Consider the following 20,412-nt stretch of genomic DNA (forward strand, 5'->3'; position numbering starts at 1 on the left):
TTACCCTCCATTCTCAAGCGTTTTGTAAATTTCCTCGCCGAGTACCTTTCTAATCAAGGCTCGTCCTTCTGGACTGGTCATCATTTTAGCGAATTCAGTAAAGTTCGTTACTTGCTTAGCCAGTTCGCCGAAGTTCAAACTCACATTCCCGATGGTTACACTCCCAGGAGCCTTTGTCACAGGAGAGCTAAGTGTACTGGCCATCGAGATCGCCCCGCTCTCCGGCATAGGTACGCCAGATGTCCCACTACGCATGGTTCCTGCAATCAAATCCATGCGTTGCTTAATCGGATCTGATTTAAGACCACCCGCAAACATGGAGACGAAATTCCCAGCCCAGCGATCCGAGTCACTAGCCGGCCCTTCTTTGGTTGGAGAATGGAAGCCCAGGAAGTTCTTAATCACGCCAGCAGCTTGAGTTACTGCAGAAGTGAGTGCTGGATACTTGCTGCGGATCCCGCTTGCCATCATAGACATTAGGTTACTTCCCCAGCTACTCCCCTGGCTTGATATGCTACTTAGGGAGAACAAATGCTGCCTTGCCTGATCGACCGCATTCTTTACAGAAGAACTCACGCCGGCAAAACTTTGACCTGCTTGTCTTGCCCCTTGAACCACTTCTTGAGTAGAACTCTTGGTGGTCTCGCCAAGTTGCTTAGCTTGGACCGCTGCCTTCAGTGCCTCAGTCCCTACGGCTTTAATATTGCTCTGAGCTTGCTTAGAATCCGTGCTTTTGAACATCCCAACAAACTGATCTTTCAGGACCTTGACCGTCTCAGTAACACCGCTCTTGTCCATCGCATTGGTTAATGCTTGCTTCATCCCGTTCTGCGCGATATCTTTGCTGAAGTCATTGAACGTCTTCTTGAGTTTCTCTTGTTTTTCAGGCGTAGCATTGGCAAACGTAACTTTGGACTCCGTAGAGATAACTGGAGGAGCTGGCTTCTCTTCTTTCTTACTGGTAAACCATCCTACAGCAGTATCTGTCCAGGATCCCAGTGTGTTAAGCGCATTACTCGTTAAATTCGATACCGATTCGCCAATAGACGACATGGTATCTACTACTTTACCGGTAAAACCACTTGCATCGGCTAAGCCGCCTAGTTTGCTTCCTATCCAATTACCTGCAGTCGCTCCGAGCATAGAGCCTAATGGACCACCAATCGAGCCCAGAATCCCGCCTATTGTTCCGCCTGCTGCTCCTCCAATAACCGAGCCGCCTTGATTTGAGATGGCTTCCTTCCAACCTGACTCTTTGGAAGCTTCGTACAGGTTGTAGATACCATATCCCGCGGATACTACCCCACCGATTACGCCGGCTGCCTTAGCAATCCCTTTGGTCGTAGAGATCAGCCCAGATTCCTTAATACTATCCTTAAGTCCACTCACCAATCCACGCTTAGTTGTTTTGGATTCAGTTGCTGGTGTGCTAGCTTGTGGGCGACCTCCTCCCCCTTTAGTCTGACGATATCCGCCAGTGCTACGGGTTCCTGATGATCCACGCCCCTTTCCTTTACGGCTGCCCCCTCGTTTCCTCTTCCCCTTCTTATCATCGCCGGTATCATAGCCACCATCGTATCCATTACCACCGATAGAACCAGTAATATAGACATTGGAGGCTTGAACGGTCATTGCAGATAGGCGGGGACCATTCCCTAAAGCAGTACCCTGTTTGTTACCACCAAAGGGAATTCTATCTTTAACCCAATTCCCTGCACGTTTAATATCCTTTACCGTGTTAACGACACCTGTAACCGTGTTGATCCCCTTTTTGATTATCAGTCCACCAAGCACGACTCCTAGTAGGCTATTAATAAGCATAAAGTGGTCTTTATAAATCTTTGTTGCTCCCCCAACAAAATCAGCAATGCCCTTACCAAGCGCCTGAATCCCATCTTTATTTTGTGTTAGCAGCTCATTGAATTGCTTCAAAGCAGGCAAAGCTGCTGATGTTATGTTTGTCCCGATCTCCTGTACTTGGAGGTCAATCTCTCTACGGGTTTTGGTCGCTTCTAGCAAGGGATTCGCTTTTTGTTGGGCAGTGACTAACCGATCAGTTGTTCCTGCGACATTACTCGGAGGCTGTTCAAAGGTAGTGGCAAAATTTTTAAGTACAGAATTCCCATTATCCTCAGCCGTTGCCGAGCCCATGGTGACTAAAGACTGTTTCAACTGATTAGGACTCTGACTCGCCAAGTCTCCTACCAAAGCCATGAGCGCCCCTTTAGCACGCTGAGCATCGCCCGAGTTAATGTCTCCAGTGAAAGCATTAGCTTGACGTTCTGCTTCGTCCTTGCCAGCTCCCCGAAGCACAAAATAATTGGCCATGTCACTGGTACTGAGGGCTTTAACACCAAACATTTCTTTGAAGAAGTCCGCAGGCTTGTCGAAATTGAAGCTGCCGTCTTGAACGCTCTTGACCAAGAAGTTAGACATCTGAGCAGAGCTAGCTCCTGTATTTTTGAAATAACCGGAATACTCCCAGAAGGTATCAAATAGATCCTGCTGTCGATCTCCTACTTCTTGATAGGCATACATCATGCTATCCGCAGTTTGACCATAGGTTTCTTTAAACGTATCAGAAGCCTGCGTCAAGGCCCGGTAAATCTCTTCAACTCCAGAATCCGGGCGAATATGCTGAATTTTTGCAGATTCTGTTAACAATTCGCCGACTTTGGACTTATCCTTTGAGAGCGGGGCGACATCTGCTAACTGCTTTGCCCCTTCAGCTCTGCTCGTGAAGAACCCTTGCTTATACAGGTTGTCAACACTAGTAAGCCCCTGCGCTCTTACATCAGCAGGAAGAAGAGCCGCGCTCCTGGATGACTCAGCATAATAATCGCCAATGTCTCCGAACATGGCGTCCTTTATACTGCCTCCAATGATAATTCCGCTGGCCATACTAGCTAGTGCAGTGATTCTTGATGAAATACCTTCCAAAGCTGGACTCACTTCATCACGGGCACGGATATGCACACGCGCGTCACTGAGCCCTCGGATCTCCGCATCTGCTCGACCTGCAGAACGTCTTAATTCATCCGCCCCACTCCGCGCATGATGAAAGACATCATCTACTTGTTCGCGGCCAAGCCTACGCACTTCGTCTGCAGCATCATTTACGCTATTTCCAAAATCATCAGCTGCGCTCCTCGCACGGCGGCTGCTGGAAACAAAGTCATCATTCATCTGACCAGAAGCTCTGCGGAAATCTATGAGATCATCCGTTGCGGATTGTAATGAAGAACGGATATTGCGTATCGCGCCTGATATCAGATCCTTCGCTTCAAAGGGAACTGTTATCCTTGTCGTAGCTGATGCCATTCTTTCATTCACCCCCTCTCTTTTACTTCTTAGCTAGACGCCTAGCTTCCTCATCAGCGATCATACTCGCCGCCAGGCAAAAGAGATATTGCCTCTGCTTATCTACTTCATATGGCAAGACTTCGGCAGGTAGCCTCTTCTGGTTAATCCACCAGGAGGCTAGCCAGCTTGCTTCTCCGTCTTGCTTGATGAGTTTTTTGCTTCTTTAAGCAGTCCATCCTTCGTTTCTTGGAAGTTGCGTACCGCCTTACTCAAGACTGCATAATCATCTGGATTGGCCAGCAGACGCGGCGGCAGTTCGAACTTCTCCACGCAGCTGAAGGCCTTTAGAAGCTCTAGGTTGTTCCAATCAAATTCATGCTCTGTCGCTTTAACGATCATGACATCGATCTCGTTAAAGGTAGGCTTTGCTGAGCCATCCTCTTCATAGGCCAGCTCGTAAGAGCGGCGAACATCCATCGTTGTAAGCCGGCGAACCGACCAATCTTCCCCATCTGCCTGGACTGTAATCGTCTCAGGCTTATTTCCTTCTTTGGCTGAAGCCAGATACTTTTGTAATTTGTCGCTCACGATTAATTCCTCCTACGAAATAGATATACGGTTTTGTAAAAAAAGAAGAGGACGGTGATCCGTCCTCCTAAGCCATGTAATCAGGGAACTTCGAAACGAATTCGAAGTCTGTGGCAGTACCCGACAACGTAATATCAATACCCTTGTTCTCGTCAGTTTTGGCTGTAATGATATCCATATCATCGTGGATGTGAATGCCGGTTATTAGGACACGCTCCGTGTTTCCCGTCTGTTTGTCTTCAAGCGCACCAGTGATGCGATCTAAGTGCATCGTTTTTCCTAATTTAAAATTATCAAGAAGCCTGTACCGTAAGCGAGACTCTAATTTTGACATTGTAAGTTTAACCGGAATTTCGTAACCGACGATTTGCTTTGTCTTAGACATTCGGCCGGCCCGGATGATATCCAATGTCTCCGGCTTAAGAGTGACCTCAATTTCTTTAATCGTTTGGATCGGATCTCCGTTGTCATCTTGAACAGACATGTTTCGGCCAATCAACTCGCGTTCCATCTATTACGCCACCTCCCAAGTGATATAGAATGCTTCGATCGCATCAAGCGGTTTGGCGTACAGCTTAAAGTAGGCGTAATCGAAGTCACTTACCTTCGCCTCGTTCTCGGAGAATGCAAAATCTGAAGCAATGGCCTTTTGTTGAGCTCGGATCTTCAAGTATTCCACGACAGCAGCAATGAACATGCCCCGGCCGTCTTTATCGTTGTCCAGCTGAGCTTTCAGTTTTTTAGCTGTCCCATAAATATCATTCAATACTTGGTCGATGGTCATTGATACACGGATTTTCCCAAAGTCCTCTCGCTCACCTGGACCAAGACTCGTCAAGGTATTCACCGCTGACTCGACAATGTAATCGTAACCGTCTCGGGTCGCCATCAAAGTACCCTCGGCCAGTCCTTTCATGACTTCGCTATGGCTCCAATCCACCTTTGCAAGTGCCAAAGGCACCTTAATACCCGTAAAAGATTTGTTTGCTGGTGTTCCTGCCACAAGTCCAGCCACCCAAGCAGCCCACTCCACTGATGTATAGGTCTTTCCGTTTGTGTGCTGGCCAGCAATCGAATTATTAATAATGTAACGAGCATTCATCCCACGGGAGCGCTGGTTATGTGACTCAATGTCCCCATCTTTAGAAGGATCTCCCGCAATAACCAACTGTGCCAGCTTGCGCGCCTTGGCGCGGCGGTCCAAAAGCCATTGCTTCGCTGCTGCCTGCACGGCCGGATCCGTGGAAGGAAGGTAGAATACATCAAATTGCAAACCATCCACACGGTTGAAGATGCGGCTCCAATCTGACGCGGTTAGCGTGGCCGTGCCGGAAAGCCCATCTTTCAATCGGGTATAAGCAACATCGGTCCAAGCTGTACTGCCCAGCTCTTTAAATCGGACCATATTCGACTTCCGTAGAGCATCTGCCGCGGCAGCCTTATCCGCGACCAAGTAAATCTCAGTGTCGTAAACGCCTCGAGTGTCCCGAATCAGGATTTCCTTCTTCGTGGCATCCACAACACTTGTCCGGATCATATACTCGAAGTCATTCCCCCGTGCTCCAGGGTACCGCGCTTCAATAGAGTAACTATCAGCAACCGTAAATTTAGCCGGAGCCTCTAACTCATTCGTGCAGCGATAACCGACCACAGTGGCGCCGCTCTCTGCTGCCAGTTCAAGCGCATCGACCTGAAGACCGGTTTCTTTAAAACGCTCTTCCTGCACTGCCATATCGACAGCCCGGTTGGGGTCTCCCCACTCAGCTTGGTAAGGTACCAGGACCCGCCCGGATACCGGGGTAACCCGTGTCTTTGCCAGCGCCTGAAGTTCTACATAGGCACCTGCTCTATTCCGCTGAATCGACATTAATTTTTTCCTCCTCTGTGTCCGGACGTAAATATGCATCCAGCCTGAATTGTACTTCCTGCTGTGAAAGCAGAAGGTCTGCGCTGCAATTAAAAAGAGCGCCAGCAATCTCAAAGCGTTCCGCTTTAAAGATGCCTGCGCTCTCAATCCACTCCTGCTTGGTCCGTCTGTTTAAATCTTCTGAGTTTTTCAACTCTTCGAGACCAGGCTGGATCTTTCTCGGATTCCTTGCACTCATACTTCCAGCTCCTCTCCAATAAAATCAATATGAATATCATTCAACTTCTCCACCGGCTCCTTACTGACATGAAGCAAATAGGAATACCTAAACGTGAATTCCATGCGGTCAGTCAAGGACCTGGTCCGTGGCGGCTCAATGACGAGCATCACACCAAACCGTTTAGAAGCATAGCAAAAGCGTTTCCGGCGGAGAAATAGCAGGAAAGGGTCCAGGTCCAATGGAACAGGCTCCCCACCGTTCTCTTCATCGTTTGCAGTCGGGTAATGGAATACCAGCCCTACATCCTCGATGATCCGGTCAGCCTGCGGCGTATGCACCTTATCGGATACAAGATCCGTCTCAATAAACACGCTGGGCCGCTGAAACTGACCAGCAAGCCACTGTGATTTGTCCCTAAGTAAGGAGAGGTCTGGATAGACTGTTCGAACAATCTCGGCCCAAACCTTTAAACCTGTGTCCATCATGCCAGCACTCTCCCCAGTTCCTTCTCTAGTCGGTCCAGAATCAACGCATTCATACCGCCTTCCAGGTGTTCCACCGCTATGTCAAAGTAGTGACGGCCAATAAACGTGCGGGGCTTAGCTAGAAATCCACCCTTTGCCCTCGGATCGTATACAAATGACCCACCACTGTTCCAATAACCCGGAACGAAATGTGCTTTGTGAATCGTATACCCTTCATTGACCAGCCGAGGATAAGCCCATCCATCCGGATCTCCCTCACGATCACCAAGATTTGAACCGACTTCCAAAGTGATCGTATTCCGATCCACATCCCACTCCCATACGTTGCCGTTACCGCCTCGCGTAAAGGAGTTCCACATAGCTCCGGTATCCACTAACTCCTGCCGATCAATCTCATCCATGATAAAGTTTAGGAACGTCTCCCCGACAGCTTCAGCAATGTTTTGCAGTATCCTCTTCATGCCTTCCTCATTGAGTCTCTCGAATTTTCGGATAAGGCCATCAAAATCAAGAACGCTCACTGCCCTTCACCTCACAGGTTATCTGAATCTCTGTCCAATATCTCCGTGGAATGACATCAATCACCAGGTAGCGCCGGCCGAGCAAGGAGACTTCATCCCCCAGCTGCACATTTGCATGCTTGGCCACACCGACCTGCTTCTTGATGAGGAACAGGATCGGCTTTTCGTCCGTCTTCTCGCTGGTCTCTGTCTTAATGACGAAGCATTTGAGCTCCGCTGTCTTGCTGGGCTTACGATCACTGAATAAGTCGTCAGCATCCTTCTTCGCCGAGATCCGATAGACGATCAGGGGAGTCTTAAACCGATGATTCACAGCAAATAAGCCGTGATGTTACCATCGACCGGCCCCTCTTGCTGCTTCTTAACCCACAGATACAATATCGCATCTACATCGGCGTTTCCGGTAGTCATCCCTGCGACCGCCTGCCGGGTGTATATCCACGCACCATCGCTCTCAGATGCATAGCCACGCGCCACAGAAGCCAAATATTCCTCACTGTCCTGCAGAGCAAGGGACTCAGCTAGTTTGACCCAGGCAAGCATAATCTGCTTGTCTGGGAACTCCGGGAAGGCCAACGGAAGGTAAAGCTCAATACGAATCTGAGAGTCATCAATATATTGCTGCAGTAACTCCGTGGCGGCCTCCTGGACTGGGCTGACTCGACTACGCTGTTGGAGGATTGTCGGCGTCAGCATCTGCTTTCTCCTTACTTGAGTTATTGTCATCCTTCTCGGTAGCCTTGCTGCTCTTAGAAGAGGATTTTTTACCGCCTTCCTCTTCTTGGATTTCAAAGTCAGATCGATCCCTAAGCTTCTTCACAATAGAATCATCTTCGATCAATGCAGGTTTCCCCGGTTCAAACCGTACACCATGCAACGTGATCGAAGCATTAGTTCCCGTAAAAGTAACTTGTGCCATTAGAATTGCACCCCTTCCACATAAGCCACCGCGTTCGGCTCCTCAAAGATCGAGTCAAAATCTGAGTGAATCGCATAGAACCGTTTATCTGCATAGATGGCCTCTTTGCCCTCAGTTGTTTTACGAATCTGCATGTCATATGTGTGGACCATCGCAAAGTTAGACTGGTAAGTGAAGAGGATCGCACCTTCAGGCATATGAGGAACTTCTTCGACGTCATAGGCATTAATTTTCTTAACACCGCCGGTAATTTGTAATTGAATAGAAGCGCTGGTGTCCATTTCAGCCAACTTTTGTAGCCTCTTCGAAAATGTGTTAGGGTGCATGAAATACTTGAATACACCACCGGAACGGTACCGAGTAGCAATAGCTCGTTCGACCTCAAAAAGGACCCCACTCTTTTGAGCCGCTGTCATTGTAGCGAAATCAAGGAAGTTTCCTGTTGTACGAGCCAATTTCAACCATCCATCATTGATCTTCAAAAAGTCATAGTCTGAATTACTTGCTGATGTCGCCGTGTCCCCGTTAAAACCAATGTCTTGCATGTTTTCCCCGAAGTTATTAGCCATGGCACGCATGATAATGTCTTCTGCATTCTGGTTACGAACTCGTTGGGTCTGACGAATGAACTCTTCCGTAATCTCAAAAGGTAGTACCACCGGCTCCACAGCATACGGCACCTGAGGAAACTGAGGAGTTGCCGTATTGGATGCCATGATGTTCTCCTTCTTGCTACGAAGGTTCCGGCCTGTCACTCCAATCTTGTCAATAGTACCTTTTGCACTCAGTTTATTGATGTGCCGGATACCCTTAAGAAATGCTGTTGACTCATAAGCCATTTCTGTAAAAGCCTCTACCTGTTCATAGTTAAGCGCCGTGTTATCCATTCCAGTCACAATGGTAGACTTTCGAATGCTGTTATTTACGATCTGTCCGTTTAGTTTCATATAGGTTAATCCCCCTCTTGGTATTAAAGCAGGCCGGCAAAGCTTACGCCGCCGCCTGCCTTGCTGATTTCTTCTTCCTCATCGCTTTGAGCTGAGCCCCCGCGGCTATTCTTAACGAGTTGCACATCAGTAGCCAATGTTTGCATTTGCTCAGTAAGCGGGGCAAGTGCCTTGGCAATAGCTTCAGCAACGCTATCGGACTTCGGATCAGGGGCGGCTTCTACCACGTCAGGCTGCTCGGTCTCCAGTCCTTCATCTTTCTTCAATTGGGTTAATTCTGCTGTTAGGCCTTCCACTTGCTTAGCGATAGGAGCCACAGCCGCAGCTACAGCCTTTGCAATATCTTCTGGTTTCAAATCGTCTTCCTCCTCTTGCTCCTCATCTGCAGGAGCTGTTTTGTTTTTCAATTCAATGAGCGCTGCGATTGCGTCGTCTACATGCTTCAGGTTCCCTGCGGAAATCTTCTTCCCAGCCTTAGCGATTTGCTTGGGCGGTTGCCCAATGGCTTTCACAATATCCTCTTGGATCAGTACAGATTGAGCGATATCAACAAAGTCTTGAAGCGCCTCCCGGATTACATCCGCATCTGTTTCCATCCCAGACTCCCATTGATCCCATCGAAAAAGAACCGAGTTCAAGGCATCTTGCGCGGCCCAGAATTCCCGGTTCTTTCGGTTCTTGTTATATTTGTCAGCGACAGCACCTTTTTCAATGAGTCCCAAGGCCTTCCCGATTCGTCTAAGCAGCCCTTTTGAGAGCTCCTCTTCCTCCTCAATCTCTTCCCGCTTACCGACTCCCCACATAGAGAAGCCCGTGATCTCGCCTTTCTTGATATCCTCCCAGGTTGCATCATCCGTCACTTTAACAGCAGCAACCCATGAGCCCTTAGCGATCTGCTGATCTCCAAGTTCCATTTCGCATGGAGCGACATACGACTCAATGACAAAGCCCTTATCAGTATCCAAGTCATGCTGCTTGTCGATGTTATACGTATGCTGGTTCTCCATGAAAAGGTGAGCGGCTTTCTCGATCTCTCCCTCATCCATTTGGTCTTCATGAGCATCTGCAATGTTAGGCTGGTAGACTACCCCCTTCACGATACGCTTCTCATCGTCAATCTTTGCAATCTGGACCTGTTTCTGAATGGCTTTACCCTTGTTAGCTTTAACGATGGCAAAGGGCACTCCGTTCGCTCCCTTATCTACGAGCGAAATATGTGTAATCTTTGCATCCTTCAATTTGTATCCCATGTTCTTGTTCACCTCCCTTCAAAATAAAAAGGATGCCGAATATGGCACCCTTTTCTTCTTCTATTACTTGTTCTTTTCCGGCACTCCGATAAGATACTGTGATACAGGCCATTTGTGCTTAGGGTCATTTTTTCTCTCATGCAACACAAAACATTGGTGCTGAACAATCTCATCAAGCGGCACTCCTTTATTTCTCAAATAGTTACCAATTAATTGTCGTGCATGCTTCAATCCATCTTTGTGATTGTCAGTTATTTTATTGATTTCAACCCTTGAACCATTCACAATTTCATAAACAATATACTCACCGATACTTCTCGTGCCTAAAGTATGAAATTCTTTCAATCTTCTATCCCCTTTCCTCAGCTCTCTTTATAGTATAAATGAAATTCCGAGCTATTTTAGAAAGGTTTCAACCTTAATCCAATACAGACTGCACGGTGCAGCGACAGTTTACAATCTCCTTAGCCTCACCAGAAGGATCTCCAGGATACATCAACTTACTGTCTCCAACGATGAATGGCTCATCCAACAGGACTACTTGGTGATTGGCCTTCCGGTGGCTCTTCCGTGTGCGGCTGCCGGCAGCTGAACGCCACTTCTTGCTCTTAACAACCTCAGACTGCTTCCAACCTTCCACCTTCCCGCCGTTGGCCGCTGCGGTGCTCATTGTCCTGGAAATGGTTTGTGCACGCTTCATGCTGAACGGTCCTTCCTCACCATCGGCAGCCGTGCGGCTGACCTCCTGAACGAGCAGCGCCCGCTCAGAGGGTGTTTCTCCCTCGGCAATTGCGCGTTCAAAGGAGCGGAGCATCACACTCTTGGTCGTGTCATTCATGGAAGGAACCAAGTCTTCCAGTTGATGGGTAAAGCGGGCGGCTGAGGTGTTTTTCACGGCCCATACCTTGGTTTCATCCAGCGCCTGCAGCTCGGTCTCACCGGCGTATTGAAAAAGCGGTGTAAATGCATCTTGAACCGCTTCTATGAATTTTCCTTGAAACAGGTCGCTTAGCTGAACCTCCTCGATTACCTTGGACAATTCATCGGGATCCACTTGCAGTTCCTCGCTCAGCTCAAGAATGGCCGCCAGCAGCTCTTTCCCCTGCAGCTCAAGAATCCCGTTCACCTTACTTTCTCCCTGCTTGTAAAGTTCCTCGAGAACCGCCCGCTCTGTGTGGTTAAGATCCAGGCTGTCCAAAAAATCATCATCGTCAGCTTTCACGATCAATGCCCAGCAGGACTCACACATGGACGCCTGTCTCCTGCTCGCTGTGTCTTAATAATCGCTTAGCTATGCTGACCATCCGGTCCTGCAGGTTATCCATAGCGTTTCCGTTTTCGGGGTCCAGCAGTGCCGGCTGGTTACCGGCCAGCTGCGCAATCGGAGTATCCAAGTATTCCTGACTGTACTTGGTTTCATCGATCGTCGTAGCAAGAACTTCTTCTGCGATCGGAATCAGATCCCGAACCAGCATAATACCGCGGTCCGCGATAAAGTCGAGCATAGACTTATGATCCGCTGGGTCAATGATTTGAGGTCCGCGTAGGGTAGCCTTGACCCGAAAAATTCCCATGGCCGAGAACAATCGCTTATTGAACACTTCATCCATGATCCAGTTCCGATAAGGCTGAAAGACTTGCTCCTCAGCGAACCGCAGCGCAGCATCAGCGGTCGCCCGGTTATAGTCAGAGCTTTGGCCGACTAGGATAGGCGGAAGCCGGAATGCGGACAAAATATCTGCCTTCTTCTCCTTACCATACTCGAGGAACAAGGCGTCCTGCTGCAGCAGATCATTCAGCTTGTCCAGCTTAATGGCCACCTTTTCAACCTTCTCATCCATCGGCCCGCCGGTCTCTTCCCCCTTGGCTTCTAGGTATAAGATGCCTCCCTGGGATTGAGAACCCTTAACGTTCTTCAGCAGTTCCATAGATTGCTTCGTGAGTCTACCGTTAGTCACCGTTAAGATCATGGAGAGCATACGGCCATTAGAGAAATAAGAGACATTAAGCTCCTCCGCCTCTCGGCTACCAATGACACCTGGAGCATTCCCAAACCACCGCGGCTCTCCATATGGCCCGTCATTGCCGATCCGAAGTGGGATAATCTGATTCTCATTACCCTCCGTCCCAAACAGCCGGAACCATACAACACCTGTACCTCGTTTCATCGCATACTTGCGAGTGTAGATCTCTTGAGAAAACTCTTCGATCTGCTTTGTCGACTTAATCCGGCGCTTGCGCTTGATCGTCGCCCGGGTGCTTTCGCGAGTACACCTTATAAATTGCGGTTTCATACGGTAGATCGTCGGGAACTCACTCCCTTTTGGCCAGGCAACCTCAATGTCAGCCATCCCACAGCTCTCCAAGTCCTCGATTAGCTGCCCGATGATTTCCTCAGGGGAATCTTCTAGGTTGCAGGTCTCAAGGAATTTCTCTGCACGGTTCCAATCCTCTAGAGCTGTCTCGTCGCTCTCCCCCGGCACGTATTCTAAAGCTATCCCATATCCCGCGATGTTCCGCCGGTATGCCTCAATACATTGAGGAATGATGTTACTATTCTTAACCAGCAGCTTGCAAGAAGCGGGGTCATTTCCAGCTTGAAAAGGTAGCAGCCCGTGCATGTCGTAGAGGTCCTCAAAGCTATCTGGTAATTGAGCGCTCGAGGGAATGTGCTTTGTATCTTCTTTCGAAATCGAAAACCACTGTGCTTCCTCACTCATGTTCTATATCCACCCCGCTTCCTCGTGTGAGTCTTCTTCATATTGCTTCCTTAATTTCTTCTCGTACCAGTCAAACCACTTACCGGCCACCTGTCTTAGTTGCAGGGCGATGGAGTAAGCCATGATACAGTCATCATTGCACCCGGTGTCCGCCTCAGACTTACCGTTCTTATCAATGAACGTCAGACATTCCTTATAAAGCATTCGACAATAGATCGGGAATAGCTGGTCCCGAATGGCCTCTTTGAAGTCACTCACCATGACCGGCCGAGTCGCGCTATTGGTGTTCCATCCGAGGTCCCCCTTCTTCCACATGTACAGCAGCGGATAGCGACAAGTGTTAAACAGCGTATTCAACACCGATTCACCAGTGTTGTTGTTCTCAACACCAAGCAAGGCCATGTTATAGAACCGGCCAAGCCGATCCAGCTTCTTCCCGTAAAGGTCCGTATCCCAATGGCCTCGGATCACAGCACAAGTTTCCCCGGTGCGCTTCTCGAGGACATAAGCGACGTCATAGTCGCCACCTTCCTTACCTTTGGCCGTATCCGCCCCGATGACGTAGCGTTTCCCCTCTTCAGGCAGCTTAAAAACGCGCAGCTCGCCGGAGTCTGCACGTTTCACAGTTCCTTTAATATGGTCAATCTCATACCGCTCACCAGGGCCAGGATTGCCGAGGGCATCCAGCAGCTTCTGAATGTACTCATTATCAAAGACACCCTCACCCGAAAGGAGGAATGCTTCCATCGGTTCGCTTGGATACTCCTGACGGAACGTCCTTGAGTCACCGCTACAGTCGTTCCGGATCGTAAACCGCCGCCACTGTAGCTGCTCATCATCAAGGTTGTATTTTTTCTTCAGCTCCCGCTCCTCGTCCGTCAGTTCAAAGTCGTCCGGCACCGGTTTGCGGTAATCCGGCATTTCAAACCAAGCGAAGAACAAGGGTGTGAAATCATTTTCCCCTTCTATGGCAGCATCCCAAATCGTTTTGAATTCATCCATACCGTTGGCCGTGGATTCTACTACCCCAACTGTCCCAGGCTCCTTAGATAGAGCTGCGAAAAGAGAGAGCAGATGCTTCTTCTTTTTTTTAGCCGGCCAGAAGGCAACCTCGGAAGCATGAAGATAGTGAATCGTATCCGAACGGGCCAAGACCCGGCTCTCTGCAGATTGAACTGTAATTTTCGACTTTAGACCGGGGTCGCGCCGGAGCTCCAACTTTCTCTGAGACGGATTCTCGAAGGTAAGCCGCTTGGTGTTGTTCTTCTTATTCATGGGCTGAATGATCTCGGGCACATTCTCGAAGTAGAGTTGGAACATATCATACAGGTTGCCTGATGCATCCGATGACTGAGCGACAATGAAGGCATTCTTAGCTTCCTGCAGGGACGTAAGGTAATAGATAATAGCCTCGGTCACCGTCGAGAATCCCATTTGCCGGGCTTTCAGGATAATGATCCGGACTGGCTTACCTGCAAGGATATCTTGAAACACCTGGTTAGCAAAAGTAACCTGGGCTGTATTCAAGATCAGCGGTTTGATTTCCCCGTCCTTGGTCTTAATCTTCAGCATTCGGAAGCAGAACAGTTCAAAGTTTGATAGGACATTTTTAAGCTCGGCCAGCTTCTCCGGCCGCTTCTGTAGCCTACGCTTAATGCGCCTCCTATGCTCCCTTGCCAGAGCAATCACCATTCTAAATCATCTCCGTCATCGTCCTCATCGTCATCACCCTTACCTTCAGATCCATATACCTTGTATTTCTCGATTTCAAGCCGCTCCTTAGCGATCGCAAGCTTCTCTTCTTCCTGCTGAAGACTGGCGATCAAATTGATCACTCGAAGCTTCTTGTCCCTTGTTTTCACTAGGGCTTCTTCTTGCTTGAGGATCTTGTCTAGCTTGGATGTGATCAGAGTTGTAATCTCAGTCACCTTCATGCCTTCAGTCACAATCGGCACCGCGATTTCCTTCCCCGTCTTTGGACTCGTGAATGGCACCTTATCCTTCCGCTGCATGAGTTCTTGCTTGGTCTTACGTTCCTCATCAGTCAGACCCGCCTCAAGCAGCTTGACCCGTTTCATGTGCCGGCGTTCCTGGAGAGATAGCATGATGAGCTGTTCGTTGAGCTGAACGAGGGGTGACGTGTCGATCTGATCAAACAAATCTTGTTCGTCAGGTTCCAAAGCATCCAGGAAGATTGTTTCATACATACCCGTCTTCAGCGCCTTCTTATTTCTGTATGGACCACCTTGGCCACCGCTGTTCCCCAATGCGTTCTTGTTACCAGGTGGAGCGCCGCCGCGATTACCGACAGCGTTTTTGTTACCTTTCGGCGGCCCCCTCCGTTTAGTAACGTTACCATTGGTTTCATTAGTAACGTTACTATTCAAATCAGCTACCCAGTTGTCCTGGGACTTCCATTTGCGGATCTGCGTTTCTCCAACAGAAAGAGCGGCAGCGATGTCCTTTAGCTTCATCGTCCCGCCGCTCTCGAGCCACATCAGTTTAGCTTTGTCCCGCTCGGGACTTCGTTCTCTGGCCATGTTACACCATCACCACCCCCAACAATGCTAATTCTCCGTTCTTACTCACTTAGCACAAAACGGAGTCTGTCGTGTACCTATACCCAAACCGGTCTTGATACTCCTGTATAAGGGTATTGACGGACTTCGGAGAAGGAAGCCCATAGACATCGGCTCCCATACTTTGTCTTTCTTCAATCTTACGATTCCAAACCCCGACATTCCCAATGCCTTCAATGACATTGAACAGTTTATTACTGCGGTCAACCACTACAAAACATGAGACTTTTCTTTTTTTCATATAAAACGCTCCTAATAAGATGTAAAGCCCCTAAAGGCTTCCGATAACATTATAAGAAGCAGCATTGATTTTTTAACGAGTTTCAATGGTTAAAGTTCATCCTTTTGAAGCTCGATATCTATCTCAATAAGTTTCTTAAGATCGTCTACAGTTTTAATCTCGATACGACCATCCTGAAAGTCCTTAACCCACTTGGCTATTCCCGCCTTGACGATCTTACGATACTGTTCCTTGGATTCAAGGATTCCGGCCATTATTTCGAGCTCATGCTGAAGCAAGATTTCCTGATTGTCAGGTGTTCCCATTGTTGTTCCCCTCGGCTTCCATGTAGAATGGTGTCGAGATAGCGGATGTCTGCAAAATGCCGCGCGCGGCGGGCCGCTATCTCAGCCGGGGGATACCCTGGTCAGTGGGAGGACGTTGCTGCGTCCTCCTTTTATTTATGCTGCGGGATCAACACGGGAAATAAGCACAGGTTCAATGCCTGTAGCCTCGTGGAACCGCTTCTTGATCACGTCACAGAACTTTGGATCAAGCTCAAGGGTAAGACATACTCGGCCTATCTGGTCACATGTCATCATAGTGCTACCGGATCCTCCAAAGAAATCAAGTACCAGGTCACCTATCTGGCTGCTGTTCTTAAGCGGTATTGCCAGCAGCTCGAGCGGCTTCTGTGTTGGGTGGACATACTTCGAAACATCGCCGCGGGACACTTCCCAAACAGTCTCAGGCAGATGCTCATCTCCAGGAAGTCCAGCCTTCCAGACCGTTGTCTGCGTGCGGTCACCATACCAAGCCGGGGCCTTTCCCTTCAAGTGAGCATAAAAGACCGGCTCATGCTTCCACCGATACTGCGACCAGCCGAACGAAGCGGCATTCTTCACCCAAACACACTGACTTCTGACGACAATACCCGCCGCATTCATGGCGTCCTCAAACTCCCGCTGATACGAAGAAGGATGGAAGACATAGATCGCTGCTGTAGGCTCCATATGCTCCGCGTATCTCTTAAACACCGCATGCAAAAAGCCCGCAAATTCCTCGGCGGGCATGTCGTCGTTCATAATACTACTGCGGCCATCGGCGGCCAGGCGCTCCGAATCACTCTCGACAGCTACATTGTAAGGTGGGTCCGTGACAACCAGAGCCGCCTTAGCTCCGTCCATTAGCCGGGCAACGTCTTCCGGATCCGTTGCATCACCACAAACCAAGCGGTGCGGGCCGAGCTGCCACACATCACCGCGGCGGGTCTCAGGTTCCTTTATCTGCTCGAGCGCCCGCCCAACATCGAAGTCATCCTCTACGACCGGCTCCTCTATATCAGGAACATTCGGAAGGGATCCGATCAGGTCCACAATCTCCTCATGGTCGAAACCAGAAAGAGAAACCTCTGCCCCGCTTACCTGCAGATCATCCAGCAACCTGGCCAACGCCTCATCATCCCAGCCCCCAGACACCTTATTCAAAGCCAGGTTGAGTAACTTCTCCTGCTTATCATCCAGGTCGACAACGGATACAGCCAGCTCCTGCTGCTGGAACTCATTCACCAGTATCTTATATCTCTGATGCCCACCGACCATGTACCCGGTACGCTCGTTCCAGATGATCGGGTCTACATAGCCAAACTCTTCAATGGACCTCTTAAGCTTCTCGTACTCCGGATCGCCAGGCTGAAGATCTACCCGCGGGTTGTAGGCAGCAGCGTTAATCTGTTCTATGGGAAGAACTCTAATTTCCATCCGAATCACTCCTATTTGAGTTGTGTTGGTTTCTTTTATAAGGACATTGTAAAAAGCTCTCACACGAACTCATGCTGTCGAGCCCCTAGAATGCCGGGTCAATCTACTTATTGATACTTGTGAGAAATAATAATAATACATCTTTTTACCCCATAGAAAAAAGAAAACCGCCTTAATCGGCGTTATTAGTAAACAAATTAAATTTAAAGTAGTTATTTTCACTTATCAGATCCATTGCTTCAAGTGGTTGTATTGATGAGTGGAAACTTTTTAATAAGGAAGCTTGCTGCTTTGTAGTTAAGTTATCAATAAAGGATGGATTAAAAAATACATTTTCTGTGTACTGTATAATCAAATAATTCAAATATTTCATTAATTGTCCTTCAGATAGTAGTTCCAGTTGATCAAAATACTTTTTATAAACTGGATCTTCATTCAAATGATAAGACAACAAAATGTTAGTTCCATTAACAGTTGGATAAACATTTATATATATTGATGGCATTTTTCCAGACCCTATGCCATAAATATCATTAATCTGTTCACCATTCAAATCTTTTTCTACAGTAAATGCTGAACTTGTTGCAAAATCAACTTCAAAATCCAGAGTCCGATAGATTGTTCTGAAGTTTGTGAAGTTATTATTACAATATTCCGATTTGAAAGTCTTATAATCTAATTCAAAATCTCTTACATCAAGTTGAGCTACCCTATAAACATATATATATTCTTCATCCAACAGAGTATGGGGTTGAATAGTAAACATTTTTTTTATAGAACTTAGTTTTCTGAGTTTTTTATGATATTCAATGGCCATTGCTCTGAAAGCAAATAGAAAGTTTTGAATTTGTTCTCCGTTATATTCTTGTAATTCTATCGGTTTAAATAAATCGGTATCATGAAAATCACAGAAACCGAAAAATGCACTTGCTTTGTTTTTACTTATTAACTCTAATGTAGGAACTACACCTTCTCTTGTCGCTTTGGGCTTAATGCTATATAAATGAGATTCCTTGCTGATTCTATTTAAAATTCTATTATTTTGAATAGAGTGAGCATTTTTTATAGGATTTACACATTCATCTTTTTTAAATCCAAAACATGTTTCAAAGTTTGTTTCCTCCCACATTTTCGAAGTTATATGGTTTATTCTTCTATCTGAATAACTTAGATCAATCAATTTTTTTGGCTCAAACTGTTTTGCTTTTGCGTAACAACAAAACTTGAATTTAGCACCCGAATCACATGGACATAATTCATACGGTTCAATTTTAAAGCTCTTGGCTCTACTAGTCGTAAAAATCATAAAGTCCCCTCCCTAACTATTAAATTATTTCGACATCAGGAAGGATATTCCTGCCTAACACACTGCTGCTTACTGCAGAACTGTTTTGCCCCGGTCCAAGCACCCCAGATACATCCTTTGCACCTCTTAGGCTGCTTTGACTCAGAAATAGCAACCATGAGTTTACTTCGTTTTCCGGCCATGGCGACGTTCACTCCTATTCCTTGGAGGGTCTGATCATCCATAGGTGACTTTTACCAACCATTCAATGATTCTCAAAATGACCACGCTCCTATCAAAATAAAAAGCCGCTCCCGGATAGGAACGACTTTGGTTATATATATTGAATTGTTGTGCAAAGAGATCAGTTAGATTATGCGACCGTACACGGCCGCCGCAAAAACGCTGTGCTCTTTGCTTAAAGGCATATGTACTTAGTAACTAGAGAGGAAGAACAAGACCATTTTACCGGGCAGCTGGAAATGGAGTCAACTCATTCCACATCTTATAAAAGCAAGTTTGCCATTCTTTTCTCATGATATTAACGTTTTTCTCCCTAATTCATAATATACGTTTTATATATTTAAAAAATCCATTACTTGTTCTGCATCGATTGTATATACTCCAACTTTTGACCTGCATCCCTCAGCAAATATCTCATATTCAAATTTCAATAAGTGGTTTTCAGCAGCCATAGAAATTAGATTTGATCTATCAAACCAACGTTTTTTTGGATTTAATCGTGTTACTTCTAAATATGTCCCAGGGTGAATAGCATCATTGATTCCTCCCGAAAAAAGAACCCCTTCCTTATCCATCTTATAATTTGAGGCTGTTACTGCTATCAAGTTTATATTTACAAAATCTTGGGTACCTGATAATTTTGCGTACTCCAGTTCCTTCAAACTTTTAATCCTTAACGCTGGATAAGTCGCCAAATATTTACCATCGTTCTTTATCCCTAAAACCAAAGTAAATTGATTGGGTCCATATTTATGAAGATCACAAAAAATATCCAAATTCGGTTTTTGACGCTTTCCAAAGCTATCCTCCAGCATATAATGTTCCATCTTAAAAAAACTATCACCTGCACGTGAATAGTAATGATTGTCTCCCAACATCGCCCTATGAGGAGTCAGTTCACTTTCAGGAACGTAAGTAATGATAAATCCTTCGTTCTTTTCCTCTTCATCGTTTAAATAAATTGCATGATTCCTTATCCCAGTGTTCAGTGGGATAATAGCTTCATTAATTAATCCGTTAAGATCCGTCAAAAAAATTTTTAGATGCTTTATTGGTTTAAATTCAATAGCAACATCCGCAGCACTGTCTCCTTGTTTTCTCGCATTAATTCCCCAGACGATAACACCACCTGATGAATTTGAAAAACCAGAAAGAGCTTTAGCGTATGTGCCTCTGTCGCTTTTTTCCGCTCCGGCTTTATCCTGATTTGACTTCTCTTTGAAATCTAAAAATAAATTTTCCTCTCTGTGACCAATCATCGAGTGTAATCCCATATAACCATCTTCAATAATTTTTTTAAATACTGAGTATGCATTATCCAAAATACTCACCTTCCAAATGCTGTAATCTATCATACATAGATTAGTTAATTGGCTGTTATTAGTCAAATAAAAAAGCAGGAAGAGGTACGCCCCGGTTTAACGCTGCATGTGCAGCCGTGCGTGTCATTCCCGCTATTTCTACGTTACCAATATATCATGGAAAAACCGTCATATGGTGTTCAA

Annotated in this window: 22 protein-coding genes; all 22 read right to left on the bottom strand. The window is 47.0% G+C overall.

Annotation, left to right across the window (positions count from 1 at the left end; genetic code table 11):
* On the bottom strand, positions 1-3,321 hold the full coding sequence (locus tag ACRRNK_RS14145; RefSeq protein ID WP_433943364.1) for a tail tape measure protein: 3,321 nt from the start codon (positions 3,319-3,321) through the stop codon (positions 1-3).
* Between the two features lie 159 nt (positions 3,322-3,480).
* Positions 3,481-3,891, bottom strand: a complete 411-nt coding sequence (locus tag ACRRNK_RS14150; protein WP_433943365.1) for a hypothetical protein — start codon at positions 3,889-3,891, stop codon at positions 3,481-3,483.
* Positions 3,892-3,958: 67 nt separating this feature from the next.
* Complete coding sequence (locus ACRRNK_RS14155; RefSeq protein WP_433943366.1) at positions 3,959-4,402, bottom strand: phage tail tube protein; 444 nt, start codon at positions 4,400-4,402, stop codon at positions 3,959-3,961.
* 3 nt (positions 4,403-4,405) lie between these two features.
* Entirely contained in the window at positions 4,406-5,758 is a 1,353-nt protein-coding gene (locus tag ACRRNK_RS14160) for a phage tail sheath subtilisin-like domain-containing protein (protein WP_433943367.1), read from the bottom strand.
* On the bottom strand, positions 5,739-5,996 hold the full coding sequence (locus ACRRNK_RS14165; RefSeq protein ID WP_433943368.1) for a hypothetical protein: 258 nt from the start codon (positions 5,994-5,996) through the stop codon (positions 5,739-5,741). The genes ACRRNK_RS14160 and ACRRNK_RS14165 overlap by 20 nt, the downstream gene beginning before the upstream one ends.
* Complete coding sequence (locus ACRRNK_RS14170; protein WP_433943369.1) at positions 5,993-6,463, bottom strand: hypothetical protein; 471 nt, start codon at positions 6,461-6,463, stop codon at positions 5,993-5,995. The genes ACRRNK_RS14165 and ACRRNK_RS14170 overlap by 4 nt, the downstream gene beginning before the upstream one ends.
* The gene (locus tag ACRRNK_RS14175) at positions 6,460-6,984 is read right to left on the bottom strand and encodes an HK97 gp10 family phage protein (protein WP_433943370.1); all 525 of its coding nucleotides are present in this window, start codon (positions 6,982-6,984) and stop codon (positions 6,460-6,462) included. Before ACRRNK_RS14175 ends, ACRRNK_RS14170 begins: the two co-directional genes overlap by 4 nt.
* A complete protein-coding gene (locus ACRRNK_RS14180) occupies positions 6,971-7,297 on the bottom strand; it encodes a hypothetical protein (RefSeq protein ID WP_433943371.1) in 327 nt (108 codons plus the stop codon). The genes ACRRNK_RS14175 and ACRRNK_RS14180 overlap by 14 nt, the downstream gene beginning before the upstream one ends.
* Complete coding sequence (locus ACRRNK_RS14185; RefSeq protein WP_433943372.1) at positions 7,294-7,680, bottom strand: hypothetical protein; 387 nt, start codon at positions 7,678-7,680, stop codon at positions 7,294-7,296. The genes ACRRNK_RS14180 and ACRRNK_RS14185 overlap by 4 nt, the downstream gene beginning before the upstream one ends.
* The gene (locus tag ACRRNK_RS14190; protein WP_433943373.1) at positions 7,649-7,903 is read right to left on the bottom strand and encodes a hypothetical protein; all 255 of its coding nucleotides are present in this window, start codon (positions 7,901-7,903) and stop codon (positions 7,649-7,651) included. Before ACRRNK_RS14190 ends, ACRRNK_RS14185 begins: the two co-directional genes overlap by 32 nt.
* The gene (locus ACRRNK_RS14195) at positions 7,903-8,850 is read right to left on the bottom strand and encodes a major capsid protein (RefSeq protein ID WP_433943374.1); all 948 of its coding nucleotides are present in this window, start codon (positions 8,848-8,850) and stop codon (positions 7,903-7,905) included. Before ACRRNK_RS14195 ends, ACRRNK_RS14190 begins: the two co-directional genes overlap by 1 nt.
* A 23-nt stretch (positions 8,851-8,873) precedes the next feature.
* The gene (locus ACRRNK_RS14200; protein WP_433943375.1) at positions 8,874-10,100 is read right to left on the bottom strand and encodes an XkdF-like putative serine protease domain-containing protein; all 1,227 of its coding nucleotides are present in this window, start codon (positions 10,098-10,100) and stop codon (positions 8,874-8,876) included.
* Positions 10,101-10,163: 63 nt separating this feature from the next.
* Positions 10,164-10,445, bottom strand: a complete 282-nt coding sequence (locus tag ACRRNK_RS14205) for a hypothetical protein (protein ID WP_433943376.1) — start codon at positions 10,443-10,445, stop codon at positions 10,164-10,166.
* Positions 10,446-10,518: 73 nt separating this feature from the next.
* Complete coding sequence (locus tag ACRRNK_RS14210; protein ID WP_433943377.1) at positions 10,519-11,349, bottom strand: phage minor head protein; 831 nt, start codon at positions 11,347-11,349, stop codon at positions 10,519-10,521.
* Positions 11,342-12,820 carry a phage portal protein gene (locus tag ACRRNK_RS14215; RefSeq protein WP_433943378.1) on the bottom strand — a complete coding sequence of 493 codons (1,479 nt, stop codon included), beginning with the start codon at positions 12,818-12,820 and terminating at the stop codon, positions 11,342-11,344. Before ACRRNK_RS14215 ends, ACRRNK_RS14210 begins: the two co-directional genes overlap by 8 nt.
* Positions 12,821-12,823: 3 nt before the next feature.
* Positions 12,824-14,512 (bottom strand): DNA packaging protein, encoded by a 1,689-nt coding sequence (locus tag ACRRNK_RS14220; protein ID WP_433943379.1) that lies wholly within the window; start codon positions 14,510-14,512, stop codon positions 12,824-12,826.
* A complete protein-coding gene (locus tag ACRRNK_RS14225) occupies positions 14,506-15,360 on the bottom strand; it encodes a phage terminase small subunit-related protein (RefSeq protein WP_433943380.1) in 855 nt (284 codons plus the stop codon). The genes ACRRNK_RS14220 and ACRRNK_RS14225 overlap by 7 nt, the downstream gene beginning before the upstream one ends.
* A gap of 49 nt (positions 15,361-15,409) precedes the next feature.
* Positions 15,410-15,640, bottom strand: a complete 231-nt coding sequence (locus ACRRNK_RS14230; RefSeq protein ID WP_433943381.1) for a hypothetical protein — start codon at positions 15,638-15,640, stop codon at positions 15,410-15,412.
* An 89-nt stretch (positions 15,641-15,729) separates the two neighbouring features.
* Positions 15,730-15,945 (bottom strand): hypothetical protein, encoded by a 216-nt coding sequence (locus tag ACRRNK_RS14235; protein ID WP_433943382.1) that lies wholly within the window; start codon positions 15,943-15,945, stop codon positions 15,730-15,732.
* A 135-nt stretch (positions 15,946-16,080) separates the two neighbouring features.
* Positions 16,081-17,379, bottom strand: coding sequence for a site-specific DNA-methyltransferase (locus ACRRNK_RS14240; RefSeq protein ID WP_433943383.1), 1,299 nt, complete (start codon positions 17,377-17,379; stop codon positions 16,081-16,083).
* Positions 17,380-17,551: 172 nt separating this feature from the next.
* The gene (locus tag ACRRNK_RS14245) at positions 17,552-18,685 is read right to left on the bottom strand and encodes an SEC-C domain-containing protein (RefSeq protein ID WP_433943384.1); all 1,134 of its coding nucleotides are present in this window, start codon (positions 18,683-18,685) and stop codon (positions 17,552-17,554) included.
* Between the two features lie 554 nt (positions 18,686-19,239).
* Positions 19,240-20,229 (bottom strand): AlbA family DNA-binding domain-containing protein, encoded by a 990-nt coding sequence (locus ACRRNK_RS14250; RefSeq protein WP_433943385.1) that lies wholly within the window; start codon positions 20,227-20,229, stop codon positions 19,240-19,242.
* Positions 20,230-20,412 lie beyond the last annotated feature (183 nt).

The sequence above is a fragment of the Paenibacillus sp. SN-8-1 genome, assembly GCF_050995535.1.
Taxonomy (GTDB): Bacteria; Bacillota; Bacilli; order Paenibacillales; family Paenibacillaceae; genus Fontibacillus.

Bases quoted from the DNA above. Each gene is read 5' to 3' on its own strand.
- ACRRNK_RS14230 (WP_433943381.1), bottom strand. From the start codon at position 15,640: ATGAAAAAAAGAAAAGTCTCATGTTTTGTAGTGGTTGACCGCAGTAAT.
- ACRRNK_RS14185 (WP_433943372.1), bottom strand. From the start codon at position 7,680: ATGCTGACGCCGACAATCCTCCAACAGCGTAGTCGAGTCAGCCCAGTC.
- ACRRNK_RS14235 (WP_433943382.1), bottom strand. From the start codon at position 15,945: ATGGGAACACCTGACAATCAGGAAATCTTGCTTCAGCATGAGCTCGAA.
- ACRRNK_RS14160 (WP_433943367.1), bottom strand. From the start codon at position 5,758: ATGTCGATTCAGCGGAATAGAGCAGGTGCCTATGTAGAACTTCAGGCG.
- ACRRNK_RS14245 (WP_433943384.1), bottom strand. From the start codon at position 18,685: ATGATTTTTACGACTAGTAGAGCCAAGAGCTTTAAAATTGAACCGTAT.
- ACRRNK_RS14210 (WP_433943377.1), bottom strand. From the start codon at position 11,349: ATGTGTGAGTCCTGCTGGGCATTGATCGTGAAAGCTGACGATGATGAT.
- ACRRNK_RS14190 (WP_433943373.1), bottom strand. From the start codon at position 7,903: ATGGCACAAGTTACTTTTACGGGAACTAATGCTTCGATCACGTTGCAT.
- ACRRNK_RS14165 (WP_433943368.1), bottom strand. From the start codon at position 5,996: ATGAGTGCAAGGAATCCGAGAAAGATCCAGCCTGGTCTCGAAGAGTTG.
- ACRRNK_RS14215 (WP_433943378.1), bottom strand. From the start codon at position 12,820: ATGAGTGAGGAAGCACAGTGGTTTTCGATTTCGAAAGAAGATACAAAG.
- ACRRNK_RS14240 (WP_433943383.1), bottom strand. From the start codon at position 17,379: ATGGAAATTAGAGTTCTTCCCATAGAACAGATTAACGCTGCTGCCTAC.
- ACRRNK_RS14200 (WP_433943375.1), bottom strand. From the start codon at position 10,100: ATGGGATACAAATTGAAGGATGCAAAGATTACACATATTTCGCTCGTA.
- ACRRNK_RS14170 (WP_433943369.1), bottom strand. From the start codon at position 6,463: ATGATGGACACAGGTTTAAAGGTTTGGGCCGAGATTGTTCGAACAGTC.
- ACRRNK_RS14155 (WP_433943366.1), bottom strand. From the start codon at position 4,402: ATGGAACGCGAGTTGATTGGCCGAAACATGTCTGTTCAAGATGACAAC.
- ACRRNK_RS14225 (WP_433943380.1), bottom strand. From the start codon at position 15,360: ATGGCCAGAGAACGAAGTCCCGAGCGGGACAAAGCTAAACTGATGTGG.
- ACRRNK_RS14195 (WP_433943374.1), bottom strand. From the start codon at position 8,850: ATGAAACTAAACGGACAGATCGTAAATAACAGCATTCGAAAGTCTACC.
- ACRRNK_RS14220 (WP_433943379.1), bottom strand. From the start codon at position 14,512: ATGGTGATTGCTCTGGCAAGGGAGCATAGGAGGCGCATTAAGCGTAGG.
- ACRRNK_RS14145 (WP_433943364.1), bottom strand. From the start codon at position 3,321: ATGGCATCAGCTACGACAAGGATAACAGTTCCCTTTGAAGCGAAGGAT.